Source organism: Qipengyuania sp. GPGPB31 (assembly GCF_038396345.1).
Taxonomy (GTDB): domain Bacteria; phylum Pseudomonadota; class Alphaproteobacteria; order Sphingomonadales; family Sphingomonadaceae; genus Qipengyuania; species Qipengyuania citrea.
The window spans coordinates 2059453-2085280 of sequence record NZ_CP149572.1; the positions used below are offsets into that span (position 1 = coordinate 2059453).

At 64.3% G+C, this 25828-nt stretch carries 26 protein-coding genes, 2 tRNA genes and 1 pseudogene; 14 read left to right on the forward strand and 15 right to left on the reverse strand.

Annotation, left to right across the window (positions count from 1 at the left end; genetic code table 11):
• The first annotated feature begins 158 nt into the window (after nucleotides 1–158).
• Complete coding sequence (locus tag WKH79_RS10340; RefSeq protein ID WP_050601398.1) at nucleotides 159–932, forward strand: CsgG/HfaB family protein; 774 nt, start codon at nucleotides 159–161, stop codon at nucleotides 930–932.
• A gap of 88 nt (nucleotides 933–1020) precedes the next feature.
• The gene (panC, locus tag WKH79_RS10345) at nucleotides 1021–1869 is read left to right on the forward strand and encodes a pantoate--beta-alanine ligase (RefSeq protein ID WP_341860114.1); all 849 of its coding nucleotides are present in this window, start codon (nucleotides 1021–1023) and stop codon (nucleotides 1867–1869) included.
• A gap of 49 nt (nucleotides 1870–1918) precedes the next feature.
• On the opposite strand, the gene WKH79_RS10350 is transcribed toward panC, so the two are convergent.
• The 9 genes from WKH79_RS10350 to pepN form a co-directional block, all read right to left on the reverse strand.
• Nucleotides 1919–1992 (reverse strand) — tRNA-Gly (locus WKH79_RS10350).
• Nucleotides 1993–2038: 46 nt separating this feature from the next.
• Entirely contained in the window at nucleotides 2039–2656 is a 618-nt protein-coding gene (locus tag WKH79_RS10355; RefSeq protein WP_341858808.1) for an OmpA family protein, read from the reverse strand.
• A gap of 1 nt (nucleotide 2657) precedes the next feature.
• Nucleotides 2658–4511, reverse strand: coding sequence for a sodium:proton antiporter (locus WKH79_RS10360; RefSeq protein WP_063505357.1), 1854 nt, complete (start codon nucleotides 4509–4511; stop codon nucleotides 2658–2660).
• Between the two features lie 102 nt (nucleotides 4512–4613).
• Nucleotides 4614–5144, reverse strand: a complete 531-nt coding sequence (locus WKH79_RS10365) for an adenine phosphoribosyltransferase (RefSeq protein WP_063505356.1) — start codon at nucleotides 5142–5144, stop codon at nucleotides 4614–4616.
• 78 nt (nucleotides 5145–5222) lie between these two features.
• Entirely contained in the window at nucleotides 5223–6074 is an 852-nt protein-coding gene (locus tag WKH79_RS10370; RefSeq protein ID WP_341858809.1) for a cytochrome c1, read from the reverse strand.
• Between the two features lie 19 nt (nucleotides 6075–6093).
• Complete coding sequence (locus tag WKH79_RS10375) at nucleotides 6094–7389, reverse strand: cytochrome b/b6 (protein WP_341858810.1); 1296 nt, start codon at nucleotides 7387–7389, stop codon at nucleotides 6094–6096.
• A 23-nt stretch (nucleotides 7390–7412) separates the two neighbouring features.
• On the reverse strand, nucleotides 7413–7985 hold the full coding sequence (petA, locus tag WKH79_RS10380; RefSeq protein ID WP_050601404.1) for a ubiquinol-cytochrome c reductase iron-sulfur subunit: 573 nt from the start codon (nucleotides 7983–7985) through the stop codon (nucleotides 7413–7415).
• A 254-nt stretch (nucleotides 7986–8239) separates the two neighbouring features.
• The gene (pgeF, locus tag WKH79_RS10385) at nucleotides 8240–8902 is read right to left on the reverse strand and encodes a peptidoglycan editing factor PgeF (RefSeq protein WP_341858811.1); all 663 of its coding nucleotides are present in this window, start codon (nucleotides 8900–8902) and stop codon (nucleotides 8240–8242) included.
• 4 nt (nucleotides 8903–8906) lie between these two features.
• Nucleotides 8907–11558 carry an aminopeptidase N gene (gene pepN, locus WKH79_RS10390; protein WP_341858812.1) on the reverse strand — a complete coding sequence of 884 codons (2652 nt, stop codon included), beginning with the start codon at nucleotides 11556–11558 and terminating at the stop codon, nucleotides 8907–8909.
• 259 nt (nucleotides 11559–11817) lie between these two features.
• Between pepN and WKH79_RS10395 the strand changes: the two genes are divergently transcribed.
• A complete protein-coding gene (locus tag WKH79_RS10395) occupies nucleotides 11818–12603 on the forward strand; it encodes an SDR family NAD(P)-dependent oxidoreductase (protein ID WP_341858813.1) in 786 nt (261 codons plus the stop codon).
• On the opposite strand, the gene WKH79_RS10400 is transcribed toward WKH79_RS10395, so the two are convergent.
• The 3 genes from WKH79_RS10400 to WKH79_RS10410 are packed head-to-tail and all read right to left on the reverse strand — an operon-like array spanning nucleotide 12587 to nucleotide 14522.
• Entirely contained in the window at nucleotides 12587–13294 is a 708-nt protein-coding gene (locus tag WKH79_RS10400) for a DMT family transporter (protein WP_341858814.1), read from the reverse strand. The two genes, WKH79_RS10395 and WKH79_RS10400, sit on opposite strands and share 17 nt — an antisense overlap.
• Nucleotides 13210–13530: a hypothetical protein gene (locus WKH79_RS10405; protein WP_341858815.1), complete on the reverse strand. Its 321-nt coding sequence runs from the start codon at nucleotides 13528–13530 to the stop codon at nucleotides 13210–13212. The genes WKH79_RS10400 and WKH79_RS10405 overlap by 85 nt, the downstream gene beginning before the upstream one ends.
• Nucleotides 13527–14522, reverse strand: coding sequence for a beta-eliminating lyase-related protein (locus WKH79_RS10410; RefSeq protein ID WP_341858816.1), 996 nt, complete (start codon nucleotides 14520–14522; stop codon nucleotides 13527–13529). Before WKH79_RS10410 ends, WKH79_RS10405 begins: the two co-directional genes overlap by 4 nt.
• Before the next feature lie 53 nt (nucleotides 14523–14575).
• Here WKH79_RS10410 and WKH79_RS10415 point away from each other — a divergent pair, with 53 nt between their 5' ends.
• Complete coding sequence (locus WKH79_RS10415) at nucleotides 14576–14872, forward strand: GNAT family N-acetyltransferase (protein ID WP_341858817.1); 297 nt, start codon at nucleotides 14576–14578, stop codon at nucleotides 14870–14872.
• Here WKH79_RS10415 and WKH79_RS10420 read toward each other — a convergent pair.
• Together WKH79_RS10420 and WKH79_RS10425 are read right to left on the reverse strand one after the other, a co-directional pair.
• The gene (locus WKH79_RS10420) at nucleotides 14869–16434 is read right to left on the reverse strand and encodes a PH domain-containing protein (RefSeq protein ID WP_341858818.1); all 1566 of its coding nucleotides are present in this window, start codon (nucleotides 16432–16434) and stop codon (nucleotides 14869–14871) included. The genes WKH79_RS10415 and WKH79_RS10420 overlap by 4 nt on opposite strands.
• The gene (locus WKH79_RS10425) at nucleotides 16431–16898 is read right to left on the reverse strand and encodes a PH domain-containing protein (RefSeq protein WP_050601412.1); all 468 of its coding nucleotides are present in this window, start codon (nucleotides 16896–16898) and stop codon (nucleotides 16431–16433) included. Before WKH79_RS10425 ends, WKH79_RS10420 begins: the two co-directional genes overlap by 4 nt.
• 89 nt (nucleotides 16899–16987) lie before the next feature.
• On the opposite strand from WKH79_RS10425, the gene WKH79_RS10430 reads away from it, so the two are divergent.
• Nucleotides 16988–17884, forward strand: a complete 897-nt coding sequence (locus tag WKH79_RS10430; protein WP_341858819.1) for an SDR family oxidoreductase — start codon at nucleotides 16988–16990, stop codon at nucleotides 17882–17884.
• Between the two features lie 61 nt (nucleotides 17885–17945).
• On the opposite strand, the gene WKH79_RS10435 is transcribed toward WKH79_RS10430, so the two are convergent.
• Nucleotides 17946–18020: transfer RNA gene (locus tag WKH79_RS10435), tRNA-Thr, on the reverse strand.
• Nucleotides 18021–18131: 111 nt separating this feature from the next.
• Between WKH79_RS10435 and WKH79_RS10440 the strand changes: the two genes are divergently transcribed.
• The 9 genes and pseudogenes from WKH79_RS10440 (at nucleotide 18132) to WKH79_RS10480 (ending at nucleotide 25816) form a co-directional block, all read left to right on the forward strand.
• Nucleotides 18132–18275 carry a hypothetical protein gene (locus tag WKH79_RS10440; protein ID WP_197458147.1) on the forward strand — a complete coding sequence of 48 codons (144 nt, stop codon included), beginning with the start codon at nucleotides 18132–18134 and terminating at the stop codon, nucleotides 18273–18275.
• A 36-nt stretch (nucleotides 18276–18311) separates the two neighbouring features.
• Nucleotides 18312–18998 carry a 2,3-diphosphoglycerate-dependent phosphoglycerate mutase gene (gpmA, locus tag WKH79_RS10445; RefSeq protein WP_063505692.1) on the forward strand — a complete coding sequence of 229 codons (687 nt, stop codon included), beginning with the start codon at nucleotides 18312–18314 and terminating at the stop codon, nucleotides 18996–18998.
• A 1-nt stretch (nucleotide 18999) separates the two neighbouring features.
• Nucleotides 19000–19494: a 5-(carboxyamino)imidazole ribonucleotide mutase gene (purE, locus tag WKH79_RS10450; RefSeq protein ID WP_341858820.1), complete on the forward strand. Its 495-nt coding sequence runs from the start codon at nucleotides 19000–19002 to the stop codon at nucleotides 19492–19494.
• On the forward strand, nucleotides 19494–20549 hold the full coding sequence (locus WKH79_RS10455) for a 5-(carboxyamino)imidazole ribonucleotide synthase (RefSeq protein WP_341858821.1): 1056 nt from the start codon (nucleotides 19494–19496) through the stop codon (nucleotides 20547–20549). The genes purE and WKH79_RS10455 overlap by 1 nt, the downstream gene beginning before the upstream one ends.
• A complete protein-coding gene (locus WKH79_RS10460; RefSeq protein ID WP_230832272.1) occupies nucleotides 20546–21025 on the forward strand; it encodes a dihydrofolate reductase in 480 nt (159 codons plus the stop codon). Before WKH79_RS10455 ends, WKH79_RS10460 begins: the two co-directional genes overlap by 4 nt.
• Nucleotides 21022–21948 (forward strand): bifunctional riboflavin kinase/FAD synthetase, encoded by a 927-nt coding sequence (locus WKH79_RS10465; protein WP_341858822.1) that lies wholly within the window; start codon nucleotides 21022–21024, stop codon nucleotides 21946–21948. The genes WKH79_RS10460 and WKH79_RS10465 overlap by 4 nt, the downstream gene beginning before the upstream one ends.
• Nucleotides 21949–22018: 70 nt before the next feature.
• Nucleotides 22019–24861: pseudogene (gene ileS, locus WKH79_RS10470) on the forward strand (isoleucine--tRNA ligase).
• On the forward strand, nucleotides 24858–25406 hold the full coding sequence (gene lspA, locus WKH79_RS10475) for a signal peptidase II (RefSeq protein WP_197458148.1): 549 nt from the start codon (nucleotides 24858–24860) through the stop codon (nucleotides 25404–25406). The pseudogene ileS and the gene lspA overlap by 4 nt, the downstream one beginning before the upstream one ends.
• Nucleotides 25406–25816 carry a DUF3035 domain-containing protein gene (locus WKH79_RS10480; protein WP_341858823.1) on the forward strand — a complete coding sequence of 137 codons (411 nt, stop codon included), beginning with the start codon at nucleotides 25406–25408 and terminating at the stop codon, nucleotides 25814–25816. The genes lspA and WKH79_RS10480 overlap by 1 nt, the downstream gene beginning before the upstream one ends.
• The last annotated feature ends 12 nt before the right edge of the window (nucleotides 25817–25828 follow it).

Sequence of the window (25828 nt, forward strand, 5' to 3'; positions counted from 1 at the left end):
TGGCGCCCGCCTGCCGTGTCCGATTCCCACAATGACGGATGCTTACTAGCGGTCATTGTCCGCTTTGCTAGAATCGCGGCCGCCTGGGTCGCAGTAGACCGGCGAGAACCGGCCAAAGCCGGCAGCCGCGAACGCTCATTCTAGAGGAACCCCAGGATATGAAGAAACTGATCTACACCGCACTCGCCCTCTTCTGCGTGACCGGCATGGCTGCCGAACCCGTAGTTGCGCAGGGGCGTTCCTCAGGCCGCAAGGCGCAGGAGCGGGCGAGCATGGAAATTCCGCGCTGCTCGCAAAACCTTGGGACGATTGCCGTGGTCGAACCCGACGACAAATGGTGGCGCGAGCTCAATCTCGGCAGCCCCGAACAGATCATCCGGGTGTTTGTCCAACGCTCTGGCTGTTTTACCATGGTCAGCCGCGGCCGGGCAATGCGCAGCCGCGCCATGGAACGCGCGCTGGAGGAACAGGGCGAATTGCAGGACGGGCAGAATGTCGGCCTGGGCCAGGTCCGCACAGCCGATTACTTCCTCCAACCCGACATTGTCAGCGCGAACAGCAATTCGGGCGGCGGCGGCGGAGTGCTCGGTGGAGTGGTCGGCGGCCTGTTCGGCCGCACCGCCGGCGCGCTGGTAGGCGGAATTCGCGTCAAGAAAGGCGAAGCCAATGTCGTCCTGTCGCTGGTGAATGCCCGAACCACGGTCGAGGAAGCGCTGGTCGAAGGCTATTTTCGCAAGAAGGACCTCGGCTGGGCGGCCGGGGGCGGCTTGTTCGGCGGCGGGGGCGGCGCTGCAGGGGGCTTCGGCGGGTATGAGAACACGGCGATCGGACAGATCATCGTGCTGGCCTACCTCAATGCCTATACCGATCTGGTGACCCAGTTGGGCGGCCTGCCGACGGATGCGGCGGCCGCGGCACCCATCGCACGCTGACATCGGCGATCTTGCCACGCGAGGGGCGGAACGGCACAGGTCGCTCCGCCCCTTTCGAATCCATTGCCTTTCTTTCGGGAGACGAATGCTGCTTACCGTCCACACGCTCGATGACCTGCGGGCTGCCACCGATAGACTGGGCGGTAGCGGCTCGATTGCGCTGGTCCCCACCATGGGCGCGCTGCACGAGGGGCATCTGACCCTGGTCAGGGCCGCCCGGGCCAAGGCGGATCATGTGGCGGTCTCCATCTTCGTCAATCCGCGCCAGTTTGGCGCAAACGAAGATCTCGATGCATACCCGCGGCAGCTCGCACGGGACGCCGCATTGCTCGAAACGGAAGGCGTGGCGCTGCTATGGGCGCCTGCTCCCGACATCGTCTATCCGGCGGGCTATGCCACCAACATCTCGGTCGCGGGCGTCAGCGAGGGCCTGTGCGGCGGCGATCGCCCTGGGCATTTCGACGGCGTGGCCACGGTCGTCTGCAAACTGTTCAACCAGGTTCGCCCGGACATGGCATTCTTTGGCGAAAAGGACTGGCAGCAGTTGGCAGTAATTCGCAGGATGGCGCGCGACCTCGATCTTACGCGGCCGCATGTCGATGCGATTCACGGTGTTGTTATCGTCCGCGAGGCCGATGGCCTCGCTATGTCGAGCCGCAATGCCTATCTCACGCCCGACCAGCGCTCTGCCGCTGCGGCACTGCCACGCAGCATGAAGCAGGCGATCGCCCGCCTTATACAGGGCGAACCGACCAACACTGTGCTCGATGACCTGCGGGGGGAACTGACCAGCGCGGGCTTTGCCAGTATCGACTATGCCGAAATACGCCGCGGCGACGATCTTGGCCCCGCCGATAGCGCTATGGCAGACAGCCGGCTGTTCGTGGCCGCACGGATCGGCGGGACCCGGCTGATCGACAATATGCGGCTGACGTGACCGCGCTCCCGGAAGCTGTCCGGGACAAGCGATAGAAACGAAGGAAAAATGGAGCGGGTAAGGGGAATCGAACCCCTCTAGCCAGCTTGGAAGGCTGGAGCATTACCACTATGCTATACCCGCTCGGGTGCGGCGCCAATGCCATCGAAGCGGCTTCGGCGTCAACACGCTATTGTGACGTATCGCTGCTTTCACCGCGTTCTTCTTCTGCCGAGGATGCCAGCGTTTCCGCCAGTGTCGGCTCATCCTCGATCGTCGGCGGTTCGCGCGTGAGGACCTCGATTTCGACGCGCCGGTTGGCGGCACGGCCGTCTTCGTCGGGCGTACCGTCCGGGAGGGCATTCGGGGCGATGGGGTTCTGCTCGCCGAAGGCGATTGTGCGGATCCGGTCTTCGGCGACGCCGTTTTCGACCAGCCAGTCGCGCACCGCCTCGGCCCGGGCGAGCGATGCCCGCATATTCGCCTCGTCGCTGCCACCGCTGTCGGTGTGGCCGCGCAGATAGATCAGCCCGCCTTCCTCGTTCTGCGGCGACGCAAGCACTGTGGCGAGCGCTGCGCGGCCTTCTTCGGTCAGCTCGGTGCCGTCGGGGAACTCCACAGTGGTTTCGAGCGACCCGCTGGGCTCGAAACTCTCGATTGGCTCGACCTGGAACTCGGGCCGGAAGATCGAGCGCTTTTCGGGCGGCGCGTCGGCATCGGAGGGCGGCTGCGGCTGATCATCCTTGCAGCCTGCAAGCATCGTAGCCGCCATGGCGGCCGCCAGTGTCAGAGTGGAACGGTGCTTCATCTCATGCCCCCTGTTCGGCGGTCTTGTTGCGTTTGCGATCGCGTTTGGCAGCCGCATCCTGAGCGCTGCGTTCCTGCGGCGGCGCGAAACTGACGATCACGTCGCCTGCCCGCGGCTCGGGTCGCGCGGCATGCGTGAAGAAGCGCAGCGTGCCGTTGTCGCGCACCAGCAGCAGCATGGCGGCGGCATCGGGCAAGCGATCCTGCGCCGCGGCAAAGGTGAATTCTTCCGAGAGCTTGGTCTTGCGGAACACCCAGCCCCGCGCCAGCCGTTCGTTTACGTCTTCGACGCCGAAGCCGCTCTCGAACAAGGCGCGGCCGCGGATGCCGCTCGGCAGCGCGTGGCGGTCCTCGTCGTCGATCGCATCACCGAGCTGGAAAACCGTATCGCGTCCGATCTCATAGGCGAATTCATTGCAGACGAGCGCGTTGTACGCCTCGTTTTCGGTTGCCGCCACCAGCACTGAATAGGGGGTCAGGTCGAGATTGTGCTCGGTCGCCTCATTAAGGATTTCCCCATGGTAGAAAGGCAGCCCCTTCTGGCGGGCGAGCGCGAGCCGCTGCCAGCTCGAATCGACGACCATCACGGGCGCCTTGAGTTCCTGCATCATAAGCGCAAGCGAGATCGTCCACGGCGTGCTCCCGACGATGAGCACGCCCGGGCGGTTGCTGCCCTTGAGATTGAGCAGGCGCGCGACGAGATCGATCGTGAAACCGTGCGCCACGATGGTGGCGACCACCACCGCGAAGCTGAGCCCAATCAGTGCCGTACCGTCATAGCCGATATCCTCGAGCCGGAGCGCGAACAGGCCGGAGATGGCCACCAGCACGATACCGCGCGGTGCGATCCAGGAAAGGAACAGCCGTTCGTTCCACGGGACCGAACTGCCGAGCAGGCTCAGCAGGATGGTTGCGGGTCGAACAAGGAACAGCAAGGCCAGCAGGAACAGGCCGAAGTTCCAGTTGAGATAAGCCAGTTCCTCGAATTCGAGGCTGGCCGAAAGCAGGACGAATATGCCGGCGATAAGGATTACCGCGATGTTCTGCTTGAACGGATGAATGCTGCGCAGGGACGAAACGTTCATGTTCGCCAGCGCGATGCCCATCACGGTCACCGCGACCAGCCCGGCTTCGTGCTCGATCTGGTTGGACAGCACAAACACCACGATGACCGAGGTAAGCAGCACGGGCACCTTGAGATATTCGGGAATGGCCCCGCGCGGAAACGCCCAAGCGATCGCCGCGGCCGCAACATACCCGATCAGACCTGCGATGATGGCGGCGATGATCAGCGGCGGAACGACTTCGAACAGGCTGGCACCAGGCGATTCGGTAACCGCGCGAAAATATTCGTAGGACACCACTGCGAAGAGCGCGCCGATGGGGTCGTTGACGATGGCTTCCCATTTGAGGATCGCTGCGGGCCGTGCCTTGACCGACGATTGGCGCAGCAGCGGCATCACCACCGTCGGCCCGGTGACTACCAGGATGCCGGCGAAGAGGATCGCCACCGGCCATTCGAGACCGCCGATTGAGTGCGCAGCGAATGCACCGAGCACCCAGGCGATCGGCCCACCCAGCAAGACCAGCCGCCAGACCCCTTCGCCTGCATGGCGCAACTCACGAAAATCGAGGCTGAGCCCGCCTTCGAACAGGATGAGCGCGACCCCGATAGCGATCATCGGATCGAGCAGGTCGCCGAATGCATGTTCGGGATCGAACAAACCGAGCACCGGACCCGCCAGGAAGCCCGCCGCAAGCATCAGGACGATGGCTGGCCAACCCGTCCGCCAGGCTAGCCATTGGGCACCTATGCCCAGCATGCCGACCATCGCGATGACTAGTGATTGTTCCATGGGTCTCTCTGGCTGCGCGGCTGTCCGCCGACCGGTGCGCCGCAACGCGCGAGTACCCTTAATGCCCGATGGACAGAATATATCCAGTCCTGCGCGAAACGCTTAGTCGCCATCGAAGGCCATCAAGGCGCGGACATCAAGCGACTGGCTGGCCAAGCGCGCATTGCCACCCAGATCGGGCAGGTCGATCACGAATGCAGCGCGATCGACACGCGCACCGGCCTTGCGGAGCAGTTCGGTAGCGGCGACCGCGGTGCCCCCGGTCGCGAGCAGGTCGTCGACGATCGCCACATGCTGGCCTGCGCCGACCGCGGCGGGATCCATTTCCAAGCGGTCGAGCCCGTATTCCAGTTCGTATTCGACGCCGATCACTTCGCAGGGCAATTTACCCGGCTTGCGGATCGGCAGGAAGGGCAACTCGAGCCGGGCAGCCACCGCTGCACCGAAGATAAAGCCGCGCGCTTCCATGCCTGCAATCGCTTCAGCGCCCGCAACCGCCTGCGTCAGCCACTCGACCGTTGCAGCAAAACCGCGGCCATGACCGAGAAGCGTGGTGATGTCGCGAAACTGGATACCCGTCTTGGGGAAGTCCGGAATCGTGCGGACAAGTGCTTTGATTTCGTCAGGCGTCATGGCCTACCTCCCCGGAATCGAAACGCCCCTCGCATCACCAGGATGCAAGGGGCGCGAAAATCGTCAGACCGAATGGGTTCAGTCTTTCTTGGGCTTTGCCGCTGCCCAGATCTGCTGTTTCGACAAATAGGCCAGAACCGTAGCGAAGAGCAGGAAGATCAACACCGGCCAGCCGGTCTGCTTGCGCTGGACCATGGTCGGTTCTGCGGTCCAGGCGAGGAAGGCCGCGACATCGGACGACATCTGTTCCACCGTCGCCTCGGTCCCGTCGTCATAGGTGACCTGGCCCGTGGTGGTCAGCGGCGGAGCCATCGCGAGGTTGAGGTTCGGGAAATAGGGGTTGTGATAGAGACCCGGTCCCGGAGCGGCTTCGGGATGCTCCGCGAGCAGTTCCGCCGTCGGCTCGGAATAGCCCGAAAGCAGCGAAGCCACGTAGTTCACGCCGTCGCCGCGCGCCTTGGTCATCAGCGATAGGTCGGGCGGAATGGCGTTGTTGTTCGCCGCCGCAGCCGCAACATTGTTGGGATAGGGATCGGGGAAATAATCGGTCGGAAGGCCGGGGCGCGTGGTCGCTTCGCCAGTGTTCGGATCGATACCCGGCACCTGTTTCGAAGCGGCGAACGCCTTTACCTGGCCCTCGTCATAGCCAAGCTGTTCGAGGTCGCGGAAGGCGACGAACTTGAGGCTGTGGCATGCCGCACAAACCTCGTCGTAAACCTTGAAGCCGCGCTGCAGCTGCTGGATGTCCCACTTGCCGAACGGCCCGTCGAACGAGAAGGCGATATCACGCGGTTCCTCGTAGGGAAGGTGCCCGGCAGGCTCTTCGGTCACCCAGGCATAGGCACCCAAGACGAAGGAATAGAGCGCAATCAGTGCGAAGCCGAGGCCGACGAGAATGGCGACGAGGCGGATGCTGAGAAGCTTGGTCATGTCTGGTCTCGTAACTCGCTTAGACGGCCGGCGTGGTGTTTTCGCCGAGCACCGCCTTCTTGTCCGAGCCGAGGACGGCTTCGGTGATCGAATAGGGCAGCGGTTCGGACTTCTCGATCTGGCCGACGATCGGCAGGATCACGAGGAAGTGCAGGAAGTAATACGCCGTCGCGATCTGGCTGAGCATCACATAGGGCTCTTCCGCCGGGGCACCGCCGCAGATGAACAGCACGACCATCGCGGGGATCAGGCCAAACCAGAAGAACTTGCGGAACAGTGGGCGGTAGTGGCCGCTGCGCACGGGCGACTTGTCGAGCCAGGGCAGGATGAACCACACCAGGATCGAGCCGAACATTGCAATCACGCCGAGCAGCTTCGCGGGGAAGAACAGGAAGTCGACGGTGAAGGCCCGCAGGATCGCGTAGAACGGCCAGAAGTACCATTCGGGCACGATGTGCGCCGGCGTCGAAAGCGGGTTGGCTTCGATGTAATTGTCCGGGTGGCCCAGCGCATTGGGCAGGAAGAACACCATGGTGAAGAACAGCAGCAGCGCAATGCCGAGGCCGAAGCCGTCCTTCGCGGTGTAGTACGGGTGGAACGGCAGCGTATCGCTTTCGCTCTTCACTTCGACCCCGGTCGGGTTGGACGAACCCGGGATATGCAGCGCCCAGATGTGCAGGATGACGACACCCGCAATCACGAAGGGCAGCAGGAAGTGCAGCGAGAAGAAGCGGTTGAGCGCGGCATTGTCGGGCGCGAACCCGCCAAGCAGCCAGATCTGGATCGGCTCGCCGACCAGCGGGATCGCGCCGAACAGGCCGGTAATCACCTTGGCACCCCAGAAGCTCATCTGGCCCCAGGGCAGGACGTAACCCATGAACGCGGTCGCCATCATGAGCAGGAAGATGACCACACCGAGCAGCCAGATCATTTCCCGCGGGGCCTTGTACGAGCTGTAGAACAGGCCGCGGAAGATGTGGAGGTAGATCACGATGAAGAAGAAGCTGGCGCCATTGGCGTGCGCATAGCGCATCATCCAGCCCCAGTTGACGTCACGCATGATATGCTCGGTCGTCGCGAAGGCGACCTGCGCATTGGCGGCATAATGCATCGCCAGAACCACACCGGTGACGATCTGCACCACCAGGAAGAAGCCGGCGAGGACGCCGAAATTCCAGAAATAGCTCAGGTTGCGCGGCACCGGATAACCTGCGCCGACAGCGTTATAAACGAGGCGCGGCAGCGGCAACTTCTCGTCGAGGAATTTGGTGACCCCATTGGTGGGGGCGTATTCCTTGGCCCAGGGAAAGCTCATCGTATCGTCTCTTCTCTCTAAGCTCAGCCGACCTGGATGACGGTGTCCGAGGTGAACTCGTACTCCGGCACTTCGAGGTTGGTCGGTGCCGGACCCTTACGGATACGGCCCGCGGTGTCGTAGTGCGAACCGTGGCAGGGGCAGAAATACCCGCCGAATTCGCCCTTCACTTCGCCTTCGGCCGCCCCGAGCGGGACACAGCCGAGGTGGGTGCATACACCCATGGTGACGAGCATGTCCTCATGCCCTTCCTTCGTCCGATCGGCGAGCGATGCCGGATCGCGAAGCGAGCCTGCCGGCGTCGCATTGGCGGCGGCGACTTCAGCCGGGGTAAGCCGGCGGATGAACAGCGGCTGCTTGCGGAAGACGGCCTTGATCGCCTGCCCCGGCTCGATCGCCGAAACGTCGACCTCGGTCGAGCTGGCGGCGAGCACGTCCTTCGACGGCGCCATCTGAGTAACCAGCGGATAGACGACCGCGAGGCCGCCGATACCTGCCGCGCTTACCGCAGCGATGTCGAGGAAATCGCGGCGGCGAATGCCATCGGCGGTGTCGCCTGCCGTTTCGGGAGTTGCGGTTGCAGCCGTGTCTGCCATCAGCGCTTTGCCTTGCCTGCCTTGTACCTGCGCCCCGGGCCTGGACCCGGAGACGCGCTGTGCGAATTTATCGACCGGGTGAGGTAGAAAGCCGGCGCACACGACATAGATAACGCGTCCGCAAAAGCCCCATATGTGCCCGGTTTGGACGCGCCTCTAGCCGCTCTGCGGCGGGTTGCCAACCGCCATTTTGGCAAGCTTTATGCAGTCGCGTGCAACCGAGGCCCGTTCCGGCCCGGCACCGGCGATTGGCTCTATCGGCCAAGCGCGATGATGCTGAGCTGGCGGCCGGCCGTTTCCTCGCCCCGGTGCCCTGCGCGGCGATAGGAATGAAACCGCTCTGGCTGCGTGTAGGTATCCTGTCGCACGTCGGCGATCCGGGTGACGCCTGCCTCGCGCAAGCGCTGGGCCGCATAGGCCGGCAGGTCGAACTGCCAATGTCCAGCGCGGCCGGGCGTGAAGAAGCGGGCATCGGCGTGCGTGAAATGGTCCCGAAACGCGGCGTCGACCTCGTAGCTGGCCTGCGCAATTGTCGGCCCGATGGCCGCCCAGATAGCCCCGCGGCTTGCGCCGAGGGTCTCCATCGCAGCTACCGTGTTGCCAAGCACGCCAGCCAACGCACCCCGCCACCCGGCATGCGCCGCGCCGATGACGCGCGCCTCCGGATCGGCGAGCAGCACCGGCGCGCAGTCCGCGGTAACGATACCCAGCGCAAGGGCAGGCCGGTTCGTGACGATTGCATCGGCTTCGGGAGGCTCTTCCCAGGCATCGCAAGCGGTCACGACCGTCGCGGAATGGACCTGCCTGACGCGGACAAGCGCGGCGCCGGGAAGAACCTGGTCCGCGCCAAGGCCCGCGGAGCTGGAGAACCCATGAGGGATATCGCCCTGCGAGGAAGCCGTAAGATAATCGCTCATCGTACTAGCCCAGCGAACGGGTAACCTGTTCATATGTATCGCGCGACAACTTCGGCGCTTCGGCAATCCGCTGGAGCGCTTCGCGCATCAACTCCGCGCGGCCTTCCTCGATCCGGCGCCAGCGCCCCAGTGCGGGAACGAACCGGGCAGCGGTTTGCGCATTGATCGGATCGAGTTCGAGGATCAGATCGGCGAGCATGCGATAGCCCTCGCCATCGGCAGAATGGAACGCGCCGGGGTTGCTGGCGAAGGCCATGTAGAGCGACCGCACGCGATTCGGATTGCGCAGCGCGAAATCCTCATGTTCGCGCAAGGACTTCACATGCTCGATCGCGTGGGGATGAAGCGAACTGGCCTGTAGCGCGAACCACTTGTCGATCACCAGAGCGTTGCCCTGGTATCGATTGTAGAAGTCGAGCAGCCGGCCGGTGCGTTCCGCACTGTCGAGCCCGGCCAGCACCATCAGCGCGCCCTGCCGATCGGTCATATTGTCCGCGCGGTCGTATTGCTGCGCCGCAAGACCGGATGCGGTGGCCGGATCGCCGGCAGCGGCATAGGATAGCGCCAGCGTCTTGACCTTGCGCGCGCCCTTCGCCTCGGCATCGAGCGCAAAGGGCACTTGGACGGCTCTTTCGTAAAGCGCATGGAGAGGATCGGCGAGCCGTGTGGCTACGTCCGCCTTGAGCGCTTCGCGAGCGGCATGGATACTGCCCGGATCGGCGATCAGCATCTGTTCCGCTATGTACGCCTGGCTCGGCATGACCATCAGTTCGCCGCGCATTAGATCGTCGAGCGCGCTATCCTCGATCACTGCGCGCATCGCCTGCGCGATATCGCCGCGCGCAGCGTCGCGCTCGGCATCGTCGAGCTCGCCCGAGACGCTGCCGACAAGATAGCCTGTCATCAGTTCCTGCATCGCTTCGTACCGCGCGAAGGGATCGTCGTCGCGCGCGGCGAGGAAGACGAGTTCGTCGCGCGGAACATCACGGTCGATGGAGACCGGCGCCGAAAAGCCGCGATTGATCGAGAGCACGGGTCTGGTCGCAAAGCCGTCGAAGGAAAATTGTGCGGTCTCGCTATCGAGCACTACCAGTTCATCACCCGCGTGATTGCCGCTCTCACGGTCGAACAACGCCAGGCTGAGCGGGATAGGCATCGGCTGCTTGTCGGGCTGGCCTGGCGTCGCAGGTACGGTTTGCGTCAGCGTGAGCGTGGCGGTCTGGCCTTCATGTGTCAGCCGCGCGGCAACCTTGGGGGTCCCAGCCTGCGAGTACCATAGCCGGAACTGCGCAAGATCCAGATCGGCGCCGTCCTCCATCGCGCGAACGAAGTCCTCGCAGGTCGCCGCTTCGCCATCGTGGCGCTCGAAGTAGAGATCGGTGCCGCGGCGGAAGGCTTCCTCGCCTGCCATCGTCCGCATCATGCGAATGACCTCGGCGCCCTTGTTATAAACAGTGGCAGTGTAGAAATTGCTGATTTCGCGATACGAATCCGGACGGATCGGATGTGCCAGCGGCCCCGAATCCTCGGGAAACTGCACACCGCGCAACACGCGCACATCCTCGATCCGCTTGACCGGCGCGCTGCCCATTTGCGCGCTGAACAGCTGGTCGCGCAGTACCGTGAAGCCTTCCTTCAGGCTCAGCTGGAACCAGTCGCGGCAGGTTACCCTATTGCCCGACCAGTTGTGGAAATACTCGTGGCCGATTACGCCTTCGATCCCGTCGTAATCGCCATCGGTGGCGGTCTCGGGGTCGGCAAGGACGTATTTGGTGTTGAAGATGTTGAGGCCCTTGTTCTCCATCGCCCCCATGTTGAAATCGGATACGGCGACGATGTTGAACAGGTCGAGATCGTATTCGCGCCCGAAGACTTCCTCATCCCAGCGCATCGAGCGCTTGAGGCTTTCCATCGCGTGCTCGGTCCGGCCGAGATCGCCGTCGCGGACATAGACGTTGAGCTCCACCTTGCGGCCGTTTATGGTCGTGAAGCTGTCGCTGCGGGCGACAAGATCGCCAGCGACGAGTGCGAAGAGATAGGACGGCTTGGGCCACGGATCGTGCCATTTGGCCCAGTGCGTATCGCCTTCCTCGCCCTGATCCGTCCGATTGCCGTTGCAGAGCAGGACAGGAAACAGGGCCTTGGGCCCGCTCATCCGGACGGTATAGGTGCTCAGCACATCGGGCCGGTCGGGGAAGAAGGTGATCCGTCGGAACCCCTCCGCTTCGCATTGCGTGCACAGCATTCCGCCCGAAGCGTACAGCCCCATCAGTTGCGAATTGGCCGACGGATCGATGACGGTGACGATCTCGAGCGAATGGCGTTCGCCCGGAAGCGTCACCAGCAGATCATCGCCATCCATCCGGTAATCGGTACTTTCGTTGCCGTCGCACGATAGGGACTCGAGCTGGAGCCCGTCGCCGTTCAGGCGGATGGTCCGCTCCGCTTCAGCCGCCGGATTGCGTTCGATCTCCAGTCTTGCGGTAACTCGCGTTTTATCCAATGCGAGATCGAACGTCAGGCGGATGGTCGGAACCAGCCAGGGAAAGGGCTTGTAATCCTCGCGGCGGATTTCGGGTGGGGCCTTTGGCTGGATGGCGGCGTCGGCCATTTCGGGATTGCCGTCGGGGGTTGCGGGAGTGCGCGCGATATCCATGGAATTCCTGTCGAATGCGTAGCTTCTTGGTCTGTCACTCCTTGCAACGTCCGTCGAGACATTGCGTTCACAAGGCGCTGCGCCGATTGCAGCGATTGACAGTGCCGCTGGCCTGCCCCAGCCAGCGACCTCGCATGACCCTCGCGTTCGACCTCTTTTCTGCGGCCAATATCAGCGGCGACATTTCCGCCCCGCTCCGTGCTGCTCCGAGTGCCTTTTGCACGCGGTCCACCAGGCAAGCGTTTGGTTACGGCGTGGCATGACTCGCCTGCTGATCTTCGGCCTCGGCTATACAGCGACACGGATCGCCGATGCGCTGCGCGGCAGGGGCTGGCATGTCGATGCTACCGGCAGCGCGGGCAATCTGGCGTTCGACGACCGCACCGCCGTCGCGCAGGCTGTGGATGCTGCCACCCATGTCCTGAGCAGCGTTCCGCCCAGCGAAGGAAGCGATCCGGTGCTCGACCGCTATGGCGACCTGATCGGCGACCGGTGGCTGGGCTATCTGTCGTCGACGGGGGTCTATGGTGATGCGCAGGGGGCCTGGGTCGACGAGGCTTCCCCCACCGGCGGCGGACGGCGCAGCACACGGGCGGAATGCGATTCGCGCTGGCTGGATGCCGGCGCGCGTGTGTTCCGTCTTCCCGGCATCTACGGCCCGGGTCGTAGCGCATTCGACCGGATCGAACAGGGCAAGGCGCACCGCATAGATCTTCCGGGGCAGGTTTTCAGCCGCGTTCACGTGGCGGATATCGTGGCGGGCGTGATCACTGCGGTTGGCCGCGATGCACCAGCGGGCGCCTATAATCTGGCGGACGATCTGCCCACGAGCCAGAACACCGTAATTGAAGAAGCCTGTCGTCTGCTGGGCCAGGCGCCGCCGCCACTGCAAAGCATCGAGGATGCAGGGCTGTCGCCGATGGCGCGCGGTTTCTACGCCGAGAACCGACGCGTCGCCAATGGCAAGGCGAAACGCGTGCTTGGCTGGGAACCCGCCTTCCCGACCTATCGCGAAGGGCTCGCGACGATCATGGCTCGGGCGTAGCCCGCCGCGGTGGTGCGGTTGCCCGGCCTCGCATGGCCACGACCATACCGACCAGCGTGACGACTGCCCCGGCAGCCGGCAGCGGTCCCCAGACGAACCCTTCGAACAGCGTCGAGAGGATCATGGCCACAACCGGGACAATCACCGAGCTGTAAGCCGCCTTCCCCGCCCCGACCTTGCGGACGAGGCCGTAATAAAGCGGGAAGGTGACGACCGATCCGGCGAGGCCGAGAAACAGGATACCCATCGTGTAGGATGGTCGGGGATCGAATTGGGGCGGGCCTGCCGTCGCCAGCGCAAAGACGGTGTTGATAAGCACGCCGATCGTCATCGCCCATGCAAGGAGCGCAAGGAAAGGCTGCTTTTTCGCGCCCTCCATTGCCTGCGTGATATTGGCTGCGCTGGCCGAAAGGATACCGCCAACCGTCAGGCCAGCCCCGAGCAGCACCTGTTGCAGTGTTGCCGGCGAAGAACGCCATTCATGCGCGAACAGCAGCGCGACACCGATCGCCGCAATCAGCGACCCGAGCACGAATGCACCGGTGATGGGTTGGTGCAGGAAGATCCGGCCCAGGACGGCATTGGGCACCACCAGCAAGGCGAACATCACTGCGACCAGGCCCGAGGTGATATAGGCTTCGGCATTGTAGACGAACGCGAAGTTGAGCGTGAACTGGAAGAGGCCGAGCAAGGCCGCCCAGCGCAGCCCCCCGCGACCAGCAGCAGCGGTTCGCGGCGCAGGGCGGCAAGTGCGAACATGCCCAGCGCGGCGATTACGAAGCGGTATGAGATCGACCAGCTCGCCGGAACGCTGGCGATCTGGTCTCGAATGACCAGCCAGGTGCCGCCCCAGATCAGGCTGACAATCACGAAGGCGATGAAATTGCGCGGGGTAAACAGGCTCTCGGCCTCGGCAAGCTCGCTCATAGGCTGGCGATGGCCCGAGCGAGCGCGGCGGCGTCGGCGTCGCGCGTGTTCCAGGCCGTGACGAAGCGCGCCGCATCTGCACCCCAGTCGTAAAAGCCGAAGCCTTGTGCACGAAGCACATCACGCTCGTCAGCTGTACAGCGAACGAACACTTCATTGGCTTCGACCGGATGCATCAGCCGCGTTTCGCACGCGCGTGCGATCTCCTGCGCGGCGGCATTGGCGTGCCGGGCATTGTCCAGCCAGACGTCCCGCTCGAGCATGGCGTGGAGTTGCGCGGCGAGAAAGCGTCCCTTCGACTGGAGGTGCCCTGCCCGCTTGCGGCGATAGCGCGCGACATCGGCGAGCTCCTGATCGAAGAATACGATCGCCTCGGCGCTCATCCCGCCGTTCTTGATAAAACCGAAACTGAGCGCGTCGGCCGCTCCGACCGCGTCCCCGGGCGCGCAATCGAGGAACGCGACCGCATTGCTGAACCGTGCGCCGTCCATGTGCAGGCCAAGCCCGCGTTCGCGCGCAAGTTCGGCGATCGCGGCGATTTCATTCGGGCGGTAAACGCAGCCATATTCGCTCGGCTGCGTGATCGAGATCGCATGCGGCTGAACCTGGTGGACATCGTCGCGGATCGGATTGACCGCTGCGCGAATGGCCTCCGGCGACAGTTTGGCGCCAGTGCCTTCTGCCAGAATCAGCTTGGCCCCGTGGAGGAAAAAACCCGGCGCACCACCTTCATCCATTTCGATATGCGCTTCTTCATGGCAGACCACCGCTCCGTGGGGCGGGACCATGGTGGCGAGCGCGAGGCAGTTCGCTGCGGTCCCGGTGCCTGCCCAGAGTACCGTGCATGGGCGGCCGAACAGCTGCGAAAACCGGTCGTCCAGCGCCGCGCTCAACCTATCGCCGTCATAGGGCGAATCGGGCTCGTCGGCGGCCTTGAGCGCGTCCCAGACCGCAGGGTGCACTGCGGCTGCATTGTCGGAGAGAAACAGCATCGGAACCCCTTAGACAGGGGAACGTTGCTTGCCCAGAAGGGAAACTTTCGGACATGGACAACGACGAAATTGTAATCGAACGCCACGATCACACCACTCATGGCGAATATCTGGTAAGCATCGGCTCGGGCGATGCGGCCGGGAAGCTCACCTGGACGCAGCGCGGCGATGCCCGCGATGCCCAGCATACGATCGTACCGCCGGAACTTCGCGGACAGGGTATCGCCGGGCGGCTGGTGGATGCGCTGGTGCGCGATGCCCGGCGCGAAGGCTTCAAGATCATTCCCAGCTGCTCTTACGTCGCCGCGCAATTCGATCAGCATCCCGAATGGGAGCCGCTGCGCGCCTAGCAGCCGGTCGGCGTCGCCTCACCGATCTGTGAAAAGTCGTTCGCAGCCATGCTGTCGAGCACTGCCGCACGCACCCGCTCGGCTTCGGCCACCGACAGCCCGCGCAGGCGCAAATTCCCGCCGGCCAGCCCAAAGCGGACGTCGGCATAACCGCGTAGCCGGGCCAGCGGATGCTGCACCAGCTCGACCGATTGCAGTTTATGCCGCGCGGCGATGGTCATGCCGGGCGCCAGCCATCCGCGCCGGGTATAGAGCCGATCACGATCGAGCGCATGGCGAGTCCAGTGCCAGGTAAGGAACTGGTCGAACGCAATCGCGCCGCCACCGAGAATGGTTGGCACGATCGCCAGCTTCCAGTGCCCCAAGGCTAGGGCTATCCCGGACAGGACAAGCATCGCCGCCAGCCCCAACAGGAAGGCATCGATTCGGTGGGCCGGTGCCCCGCGATGCCAGTCGGAGCTTTCGTCAGGCAGCGCGAACCCCGTTTCGCTTACGACGCGCGCAATTTCATCCATCCGTCCGAAGGGGACGGCGTCGTGATTCGCGGATCCACTATCGCTCGCAAGGCTGACAGCCTTGAGCGCATGGAAGCCGAACAGGCGCCGCACCATTCCGGTCCGCACCCGCAGCGCCTGGATCCGGTGGGTCGGCATGACCAGATCGGTTCGCGTCAACAGCCCGCGCCGCCGCCGCAGACCCTTGTCGGTTCGTTCCAGCCGGAACCCCCATTCGCGCAAGACCGTCCGCACCACTCCGCTCGCCACGCCGATCAGAAGCAACGCCAGGGCCGCGATCAGGGCGCCCAAGACCTGTGCGTGGATCCCCAAACCCGCGAGCCATGCGCCAGGGCCGGAAAGCTGGTCGCCCCAGGCCCGCCAATCCGAAATGTCGCGCCAGCCGCGCCAATCCCAGATTTCGAAGGGAAGCAGGAAATCGAACTGCTGCGCCACGCCTGCCGCGACCGCGACGACCACCAGCGAGAATTCGAACAGACCGAAAGTGACGACCCGCCTGGGCGACATGGCGTACAGCAGATGCGCAGTGTTGGCCTCGGCAAGTTCTTCCTCGCCGATGGGCGCAGCAAAAGCGGCCGGCCCTTCGCGGCGCGAACGCACCAGTTCGCGCAGGCGTTCGCCCTCGCTTTCGCGCAGATAGGCGAGCGACAGGTCGTCACCACCGCCCGCGCCGGTTTCGAAACGCACCTCGACCAGTTCGAACAGCCGGGGCAGCGGTTTCTGCTCGAGGCTGACGTCCTGGATCCGTTCGTAAGGAACGGACCGTGCCGCGCGCGACAGAACGCCGCTTTCCACCCGGATATCGGTGTTCCCGACAGTATAGGTCAGCCGGGTCCAGCGCAGATAGGCGAACAGGAGGTTGCCTCCGCCCGCCACCAGCACCAGCGGCACGAAATACAGCAGCAAGTCGCCCAGATCGCCTTTATCGAGGATGGCGAAAGCGCCGACGATTATCGGCAGGACCAGCTGACCAAGCATCGCGATCGCGCGCACCGCGAAGGTGCGGGGATCGGTTCTGAGCGCGTCGTTCCCGGCCTCTTCGTTCACCGCGTGTCGCGCCTGATCGCAGCGCGGATTTCCTCGCGCATGGCCACCGCGTCGCCATGGCTGAGCCCGGGCAGCGCAACCGAAGCGTTGTGCGTGCCCGCCGTGTGCACCGTGAGCGTGGCGAGATGGAAGACGCGCTCCAGCGGTCCCTGGCCGACATCGATATGCTGGACGCGGCCGAAGGGCACCACGGTATCGGAGCGGAAGATCACGCCGCGGACCACGCGCAACCGTTCTCCGGCGAGAGAATAGCCGCGCGCATGATAGCGCCGCAGCGGTACGCGGATCAGCGCATAGGCCGCCACCGCCAGAGCGGGGAGCCAGACCACCCCGGTCCATCCCGGGATGGCCACTTCCGCGATCGTGGCTGCCGCCAGCAAGACCAGCGCGGCGATCGCCAACTGAACGCGCAGCAGCGTCTTGTAGGCGGGGTCGAGCGGGGTGAGGTCGTCGGCGGCATCCATGGCGTTCTAGTTAGGCAATACAGTGGGGCTATTCAATCTGGTTTCGCGGTCCGGGTGCGCTATGCCGTACAAAAGGGAAAGGGAGAGGCATGGATATTTCCAAACTGATGTTCCGCGACGACCTTATGGAAGGCGAGCGCATCCTGATAACCGGGGGTGGCACCGGGCTGGGCCGCGAAATGGCCGAAGCCTTCCTCAAGCTCGGCGCCGCGGTGCATATTTGCGGACGGCGACAGGGCAAGCTCGACGACACGGCGAGTGAACTCATGCAGCGGCACGGCGGAACGGTTCACGGCCATGCCTGTGACATCCGCGACCCGGGCGCGATCCATTCCATGGTCGATACGATCTGGAGCCACGGTCCCCTGACCGGCGTGGTCAACAATGCGGCGGGCAACTTCATCAGCCGCACCGAGGACCTGTCGGTCGGCGGTTTCAACGCCATCAGCGATATCGTCTTTCGGGGCAGTTTCTATGTCACGCTCGACATCGGCAAACGGCTGATCGCCGAAGGACGGCGTGCAAGCTTCCTGTCGATCCTCACCACCTGGATTTGGAACGGCGGACCCTTCGTGGTGCCCAGCGCGATGAGCAAGGCCGGTCTCAACGCGATGACCCAGAGCCTGGCGGTCGAATGGGGACGCCACGGATTGCGCTTCAACGCGATCGCCCCGGGGCTGTTTCCCACCGACGGGATGAGCGCGCGGCTGTCACCCGGCGGTCGCGGTGGCAATGCGCATGAAGACACCAATCCGATGGGCCGCCACGGCGAAATGCACGAACTGGCCAATCTGGCGGTGTTCCTGATGGGACCGGGTGCCGAATGGCTCAACGGTCAGACCATCGTCATCGACGGCGCCGGGTACCAGGCGACCGGCGGAACCTTCTACGGCGCGCTCAAGGACATGGGCGACGAGCAGTGGGAGGCGATGCGCAGCATGATCAAGGGGACGAATGCCGCGGACAAGGCCGAACGCACGGCATGACGCGCAAACGGCCTCCTGACGCGGGGGCGGCCCCCGGGACCGGGGACGAAGATATGGGAAATGGTGCTGCTGGGGAGGATTGAACTCCCGGCCTCACCCTTACCAAGGGTGCGCTCTACCACTGAGCTACAGCAGCACATCTCGCCCCGGAAATGCCGTCGGGGTGGAGGCGCGCGCTAATGGCAGACGCGCAGCATAAGTCAACCTTCGCTTGAGCGGAGCGGCAAAATTGGCGAAAGCTTGCGTCATGGACAGCCCAGACGACAAGTTGAGCCGCGAAGAGCGCCTCGCCGCGAAACTTCGCGAGAACCTGCGCCGCCGCAAGGGCCAGGCGCGCGAAATCCGCGAATCGGACGACCACCCCCTTTCCAAGGGCGATGCGGGCAGCTAACGCGCCTTGCTCCTAGGGGAATTACGGGAGCTCCCAGTGTCCAAGCTGATCCTCGTCCGTCACGGGCAAAGCGAGTGGAACCTCGCCAACCGCTTTACCGGCTGGTGGGATGTCGACCTGACCGAAAAGGGCGAGACCGAAGCGCGCGAAGCGGGCGAATTGATGCTGGCGAAGGGCGTTTTGCCGACGCTTGCCTTCACCAGCGTTCAGAAACGCGCGATCAAGACGCTCAACCTTGCGCTGGAAGCATGCGACCGGCTGTGGATCCCGGTAACGCGCGACTGGCATCTCAACGAACGCCACTATGGCGGGCTGACCGGGCTCAACAAGCAGGAGACCCGCGACAAGCACGGCGACGAACAGGTGCATATCTGGCGCCGCAGTTTCGACATTCCGCCGCCCGAGCTCGAACAAGGCAGCGAGTTCGACCTGTCCGACGATCCGCGATACGCCGGGATCGACGTGCCGCGTACCGAAAGCCTCAAGCTCACGATCGAACGCGTGCTGCCCTATTGGGAAGAAGCGATCCTGCCCCGGCTGGGCCAGGGCGAGACGGTGATCATTTCCGCACATGGCAATTCGCTGCGCGCGCTGGTCAAGCACCTGTCGAACATTTCGGATGACGAGATCACCGGGCTCGAGATACCCACCGGCCAGCCGATCATCTATGAATTCGACGGCACGCAGGTGACCGGCGAACGCTATTACCTGAAGGACAGCTGAGATGACTGCCCCGGGGAACGCCAAGGTTGCGATCGTCATGGGCAGCCAGTCCGATTGGGAAACCATGACCTGCGCCGACGAAGTGCTCGGCGAACTTGGCGTCGCCACCGATGTCCGCATCGTCTCCGCGCATCGCACGCCCGACCGGATGTATGAATTCGCCAAGCGTGCGGCAGCAGACGGTTTCGAAGTCATCATCGCCGGCGCCGGCGGGGCGGCGCATCTGCCCGGCATGATCGCCGCGCTGACGCATGTCCCCGTGCTCGGTGTACCGGTCCAATCGCGGGCGCTGTCGGGCGAGGACAGCCTGCTCTCGATCGTGCAGATGCCGGCCGGGGTCCCCGTGGGAACGCTGGCTATCGGCAAGGCCGGGGCCACCAATGCAGGCCTGCTTGCTGCGGCGATCCTCGCCAACCACGACCCCAACCTGTCGCAGCGGCTGCAGGACTGGCGCGCAGCGCGCAGCGCGGCGGTGACCGCGCGCCCCGTCGACTGATGCTGAAGCGCGGCGGCACGATCGGCATTCTTGGCGGCGGCCAGCTAGGCCGGATGATGGCCATGAGCGCTGCACAGCTCGGCTATCGCTGCATCGCCTATGCACCCGAGGGCGACACCGTGGCAGAACAGGTATGCGGCGATGTCTTCGCCAACAAATGGGACGATACGGCGGCGCTCGCCGCCTTCGCCGCACAATGCGATGTGGTGACGTGGGAATTCGAGAACGTCCCCGTAGCCACCGCGCAGGCCATGCCCGAGGGCCGCATCTTCCCCCATCCGCGTGCGCTGGAAACCGCGCAGGACCGGCTGAGCGAGAAACGCTTCGTCGAGGGACTTGGCGGTACGGCTGCTGCCCATGCCTGCGTCGACGGGCGCGCAGATCTCGACCGGGCGGTGGAGCGACTGGGCGTGCCCGGCATTCTCAAGACCCGCCGTGATGGTTACGACGGCAAGGGTCAGTGGCGGATCACTTCGGCGCGCAATATCGAGGGTCTGAACCTGCCCGACCTGCCATTGATCTACGAAGCGTTCGTCGAATTCGAGGCCGAGTTCTCGGTCATCCTCGTGCGCGGCCAGGACGGGGCGATCCGGTTCTGGGATTCGACCCGCAACACGCATGACGACGGCATTCTGGCGACTTCCGCGCTGCCCGCCGGACAGCCGATCGCGGATCAGGTCGCACCGGCGCGGGATCTGGCGCGGCAGGTTGCCGACGCGCTCGATTACGTTGGCGTCCTCACACTCGAATTCTTTGCCACTGCTGCGGGCCCGGTGTTCAACGAAATGGCGCCGCGCGTGCACAATTCGGGGCACTGGAGCATCGAGGGCGCGGCCACGAGCCAGTTCGAAAACCACATCCGCGCGGTCGTCGGCCTGCCTCTCGGCGACACGGACACGGTCGCGAAAAGCGTTACCATGACCAATATCATCGGCGCCGACATTCGGGACGCATACGCGCAGCTCGACACGGCCGACACCCATCTGCACGACTATGGCAAGGCCGAGGTTCGAGCAGGACGCAAGATGGGTCACGTCACCCGTCTCGTGCGATGAGCCTGTTCCTGATCTATGCGCGCGCCGCCAATGGGTGCATCGGCAAGGATGGCGCCCTGCCCTGGCACCTGCCTGCGGACTTGAAGCGGTTCAAGGCGCTGACGATGGGCAAGCCGATGATCATGGGCCGCAAGACATTCGAAAGCCTGCCCGGCTTGTTGCCCGGCCGCCGCCATATCGTGCTGACCCGGCGCGAACGTTGGGATACGAGCGGTGCCGAGATTGCCCGCTCGGTCGAGGAAGCGCTCGCGCTCGCCGGTGAAGGCGACGTGGCCGTAATCGGCGGCGCCGCGATCTACGACGTGTTCATGGCGCATGCCGACCGGATCGAGCTGACCGAAATCCATGCCGAGTTCGACGGCGATACCTTCATGAAGCCGCCGGGTCCCGAATGGACCATATGCGGGCGGGAGGATTTCGCCGCCGATGGGGACACCCCGGCCTACAGCTTCGTGACCCTGGAGCGCGCGGCATGAGGTTTCTCGACCACCGCGAGACGCTGCCCGAAAGCCTGCGCGGCGCGATCATCGCGCTGGGCAATTTCGATGGCTTCCACCTGGGCCACCAGGCGGTGGCGGGCGAGGCGATTCGCTGGGCGCGCGCAGAAGGCCGGCCGTCGATCATTGCGACGTTCGATCCGCATCCGGTGCGTCACTTCAAGCCCGATGCCGCGCCTTTCCGCCTGACCACGCTCGAACAGCGGCAGGAACTCTACTTGGCCGCGGGGGCCACCGCGATGCTGGTGTTCCATTTCGATGGCGCGTTGGCGGGCACCACGGCGGAAGATTTCGTGCAGCAGCTGCTCGGCGACCATTTGAGCGCTGCCGGAGTGGTCACCGGCGAGGACTTCACCTTCGGAAAGGCGCGGGGCGGCAATTTCGCCAAACTCGTCAGCCTGGGCAAGGATATCGGCATGGCCGCGCGGGCTGTGCCGCCGGTGATGGACCAAGGCGCACCGGTATCGTCCAGCCGCGTGCGCGACGCCCTGCGCAATGGCGACCCGCAGGAAGCCGCACGGTTGCTGACGCGCCCCTTCGCGATCCGCGGCGTGGTCCAGCATGGCGACAAACGCGGGCGCGAGATCGGCTATCCCACCGCAAATCTGCCCGTTGAGCACTATCTGCGCCCCAAATACGGTATCTATGCCGTCACCGGCCGCGTGCTCGCCACCGGGCAGGAGTTGAAGGGTGCGGCCAATATCGGCGTGCGCCCGCAATTCGATCCGCCCAAGGAATTGCTCGAGCCCTATTTCTTCGATTTCTCCGGCGATCTCTACGGGCAGGAGATCGAGGTGGCCTTCCACCATTTCCTGCGCGGCGAGGCCAAGTTCGACAGCCTCGATGCGCTGGTCGCGCAGATGGAGAAGGACTGCGACGAGGCGCGGCGGCTGCTGGTGTAGCCCGTCTCCCCTGCGCAGGGGCGACGAAAGTCTTTATTGCGGAGCGGGTTTGGCCTAACGGCTCGCCTCTATGTCCGAAAAGCGCGATTACAGAGACACGGTCTTCCTGCCCAAGACCGATTTCCCCATGAAGGCCGGCCTTCCTGCGAAGGAGCCGAAGATCGCCGCGCGCTGGGAGGAAGAGAGGCTGTACCAGCAGCTGCGCGAAGCGCGCGCCGGGCGCGAGACCTTCGTGCTGCACGATGGCCCGCCCTACGCCAATGGCGATATGCACATCGGGCACGCGCTTAACCACACGCTCAAGGACATGGTCTGCCGAACGCAGAACCTGATGGGCAAGGACGCGCCCTACGTGCCCGGCTGGGATTGCCACGGCCTGCCGATCGAATGGAAGGTCGAGGAACAGTACCGCAAGAAGAAGCTCGACAAGAAAGCGGTCCCGCCAGCCGAATTCCGCGCCGAATGCCGCGCCTATGCCCAGAAATGGGTCGATGTGCAGCGCGAGCAGCTCAAGCGCCTCGGCATCATGGGCGACTGGGACAATCCGTACCTGACAATGCAGTTCGACAGCGAGGCGACGATCGTCGCCGAACTGATGAAATTCGCCGAGGCAGGCAATCTCTATCGCGGCTCGAAACCGGTGATGTGGAGCCCGGTCGAGGAAACCGCGCTGGCCGAGGCCGAGGTCGAATATGAGGACATCACCTCCACCCAGATCGACGTGGCGTTCGAGATCACGGAAAGCCCAATCGAGGAACTGGTTGGCGCACATGCGGTGATCTGGACGACCACGCCGTGGACGATCCCGGTGAACCAGGCTTTGGCCTATGGGCCGGAGATTGAGTACCTTCTATTTACGATGGAAGGCCAAAGCTATCTTGTAGCGAGGGCCCTTTACCAAGAATTCTATCTTCGTGCTGGTTTTGAAAAGGATGGCGGCGTCATTCAGGATGACCGCCCGCAAAAAATGGTCGAGAAAGCCGGTAAGATTTACAAGGGCTCCGACCTCGCCGGGACCAAGGCTCGCCACCCGATGCACCATCTCGGTGGGTTCTACGCCAAGCCGCGCCCCTTCCTGCCGGGCGATTTCGTCACCACCGACAGCGGCACCGGTCTCGTCCACATGTCGCCTGACCATGGCGAGGACGACTTCCTGCTGTGCCGCGCCAATGGACTCGAGCCGATCTTCGCGGTCATGGCCGACGGGCGCTATCGCGATGACTGGGAATGGCTCGGCGCGGGCGATCTGGACGAGAACGGCAAGGAACGCCGCCGCAGCGTAATCAACAAGCCGTTCAATTCGCCCGAAGGCCCGATCTGTTCGGACCTGCGCGAAGTAGGCGCCCTGCTGTCCGCGAGCGACGATTACCAGCACTCCTACCCGCATTCGTGGCGTTCGAAAGCCAAGGTCATCTATCGCTGCACGCCGCAGTGGTTCGTGCCGATGGACAAGGAGCTCGATGGCGGCGGCACGCTGCGCAGCCGCGCCATGTCCGAGATCGAGCGCGTCCGCTTCATCCCTGAAAAGGGCCGTCGCCGGATCGGCTCGATGGTCGAAGGCCGCCCCGACTGGGTGCTGTCGCGCCAGCGCGCCTGGGGCGTGCCGATCACGCTGTTCGTGAAGAACGGCACGGGCGAATATCTGCAGGACCCCGAAGTCAACGCGCGCGTCATCGCCGCAGTACGCGAGCAAGGCGTCGATGCCTGGGACGAGAGCCGCAAGGCCGAATTCCTCGGCGATGCGCACAATCCCGACGATTACGAAATGGTCGCCGACATCCTCGATGTCTGGTTCGATCGGGCTGCACGCATGCCTTCACGCTCGAAAGCGGGCGCTGGCCGGCGCTGAAATGGCCCGCCGACCTCTATCTCGAGGGCAGCGACCAGCACCGCGGCTGGTTCCAGTCCTCGCTGCTCGAAAGCTGCGCCACGCGCGGCCGCGCGCCCTATGACCAGGTGCTGACACACGGCTTCACCATGGCCAGCGACGGGCGCAAGATGTCCAAGAGCCTCGGCAACACGATCGACCCGCTCAAGGTCATGGAGCAGTACGGCGCGGACATCATCCGGCTGTGGGCGCTCAGCGTCGATTCGACCGAGGACCACCGCATCGGCGACGAAATCCTCAAGGGCGCGGGCGACCAGTACCGCAAACTGCGCAATACCTTCCGCTACCTGCTCGGCGCGCTCGACGGTTTCGTCGGCGATATGGGCGATGTCGGCGAGGTGCCCGAACTCGAGGTCTATATCCTCGCGCTGCTGGCCGATCTCGATGGCAAGCTGCGCCACGCGGCAGAGAATTACGACTTCAACGCCTATACGCGGCTGCTGGTCGATTTCTGCAACGAGGATTTGTCGGCCTTCTACTTCGATATCCGCAAGGACGTGCTCTATTGCGACGGGCCGGGCAGCGTGAAGCGCAATGCCTACCGCACTGTGCTCGACCTGCTGTTTCACGCGCTGGTCCGCTATGCCGCGCCGGTGCTGGTGTTCACGGCAGAGGAAGTGTGGTCGACGCGCTATCCCGATGGCGGCAGCGTCCACCTGCTCGAATGGCCGCAGGTGCCGGGTGTGACCGCCGATGGCGCGCGCTGGGCGCAACTGCGCGAATTGCGCGAGGACGTCATGGAAGCGATCGAGCCGCTGCGCCGCGACAAGGTGATCCGCTCGGGCCTCGAAGCCGACGTCGTCGTGCCCGCCAGCGCCGTACCCGAAGGTTTCAGCGACGCCGACCTGGCCGAATTGTTCATCACCGCGTCAGTCGCGCGCGGCGATAGCGACACGGTGACGGTTACGCGGACAGACGAAAGCAAGTGCGGGCGCTGCTGGCGCCTGCTGCCCAGTGTCGCCGAGGATGGCGACCTGTGCGATCGCTGCGAAGACGTGGTCGCCACGCTGGACGGTGCGGCATGACCCCCCTCCTGCGCAATCGCCTGATCGGCTGCGTGATCGCCCTGGTGATTTTCGCGGCCGACCAGTGGAGCAAGAACTACGTCACCAAGACGCTCGGCATCGACCGGGTGGGTGACGCGATGGAGCTGCTGCCGATCTTCGATCTGCGTTTCACGCGCAATTTCGGGGTGTCGCTGGGCATGTTCGAAGCAACCAGCCCGGAAATGCGCTGGGGCCTGGTGCTGGTGACCGCCGTCATCGCGCTGGTGGTGACCGTGTGGATGCTGCGCGAAAAGCTGCTGGGCGACATCCTCGCGCTGTCGCTGATTCTCGGCGGGGCGCTGGGCAACATCAAGGACCGCTACGAACTGGGCTATGTCGTCGATTTCGCCGATCTGCATTTCGGCGATTTCCGTCCGTTCCTGATTTTCAACGTCGCCGATGCGGCTATCACCATCGGCGTGGTCATCGTCCTTGCACGCGCCTTTTTCATGCGCGACAAGGACGAGCAAGAGGTCGACGACCTCATGAACAGCAAGGCGGCCGACGCCGCGGAGAGCAAGTGATGAACCAATTCACCCGTTTCGCCCTGATCGCCGGGCTTGGCGCCATGACCGCAGCCTGCGGCAGCAGTGGCCTGCTCAACCGCGACCGGCCCGATGAATTCGCCGTCCAGCGGCAGGCCCCGCTGGTGGTGCCGCCCGATTTCAACCTGATCCCGCCCAAACCTGGCGCTCCGCGTCCGGCCGAAGGCAGTGCCGCCGCGCAGACGCTCGAAGCCCTGTTCGGCGGTCCGCAGGCGCGCAGCAGTGTCGAAACCAGCGTGCTCGAACGCGCGGGAGCCGCAGACCCCGGGATCCGCAGCGCCGTCGGCGATCCGGCGACCGCCACCGTCGCCAAGGGCAGCGTGACGCGCGACATCGTCGCTGCGCCCGAGGGCGATGGCGCCAATGCCGTCGCCGTAATCCCCGGTTGAGAGCCTAGCTAT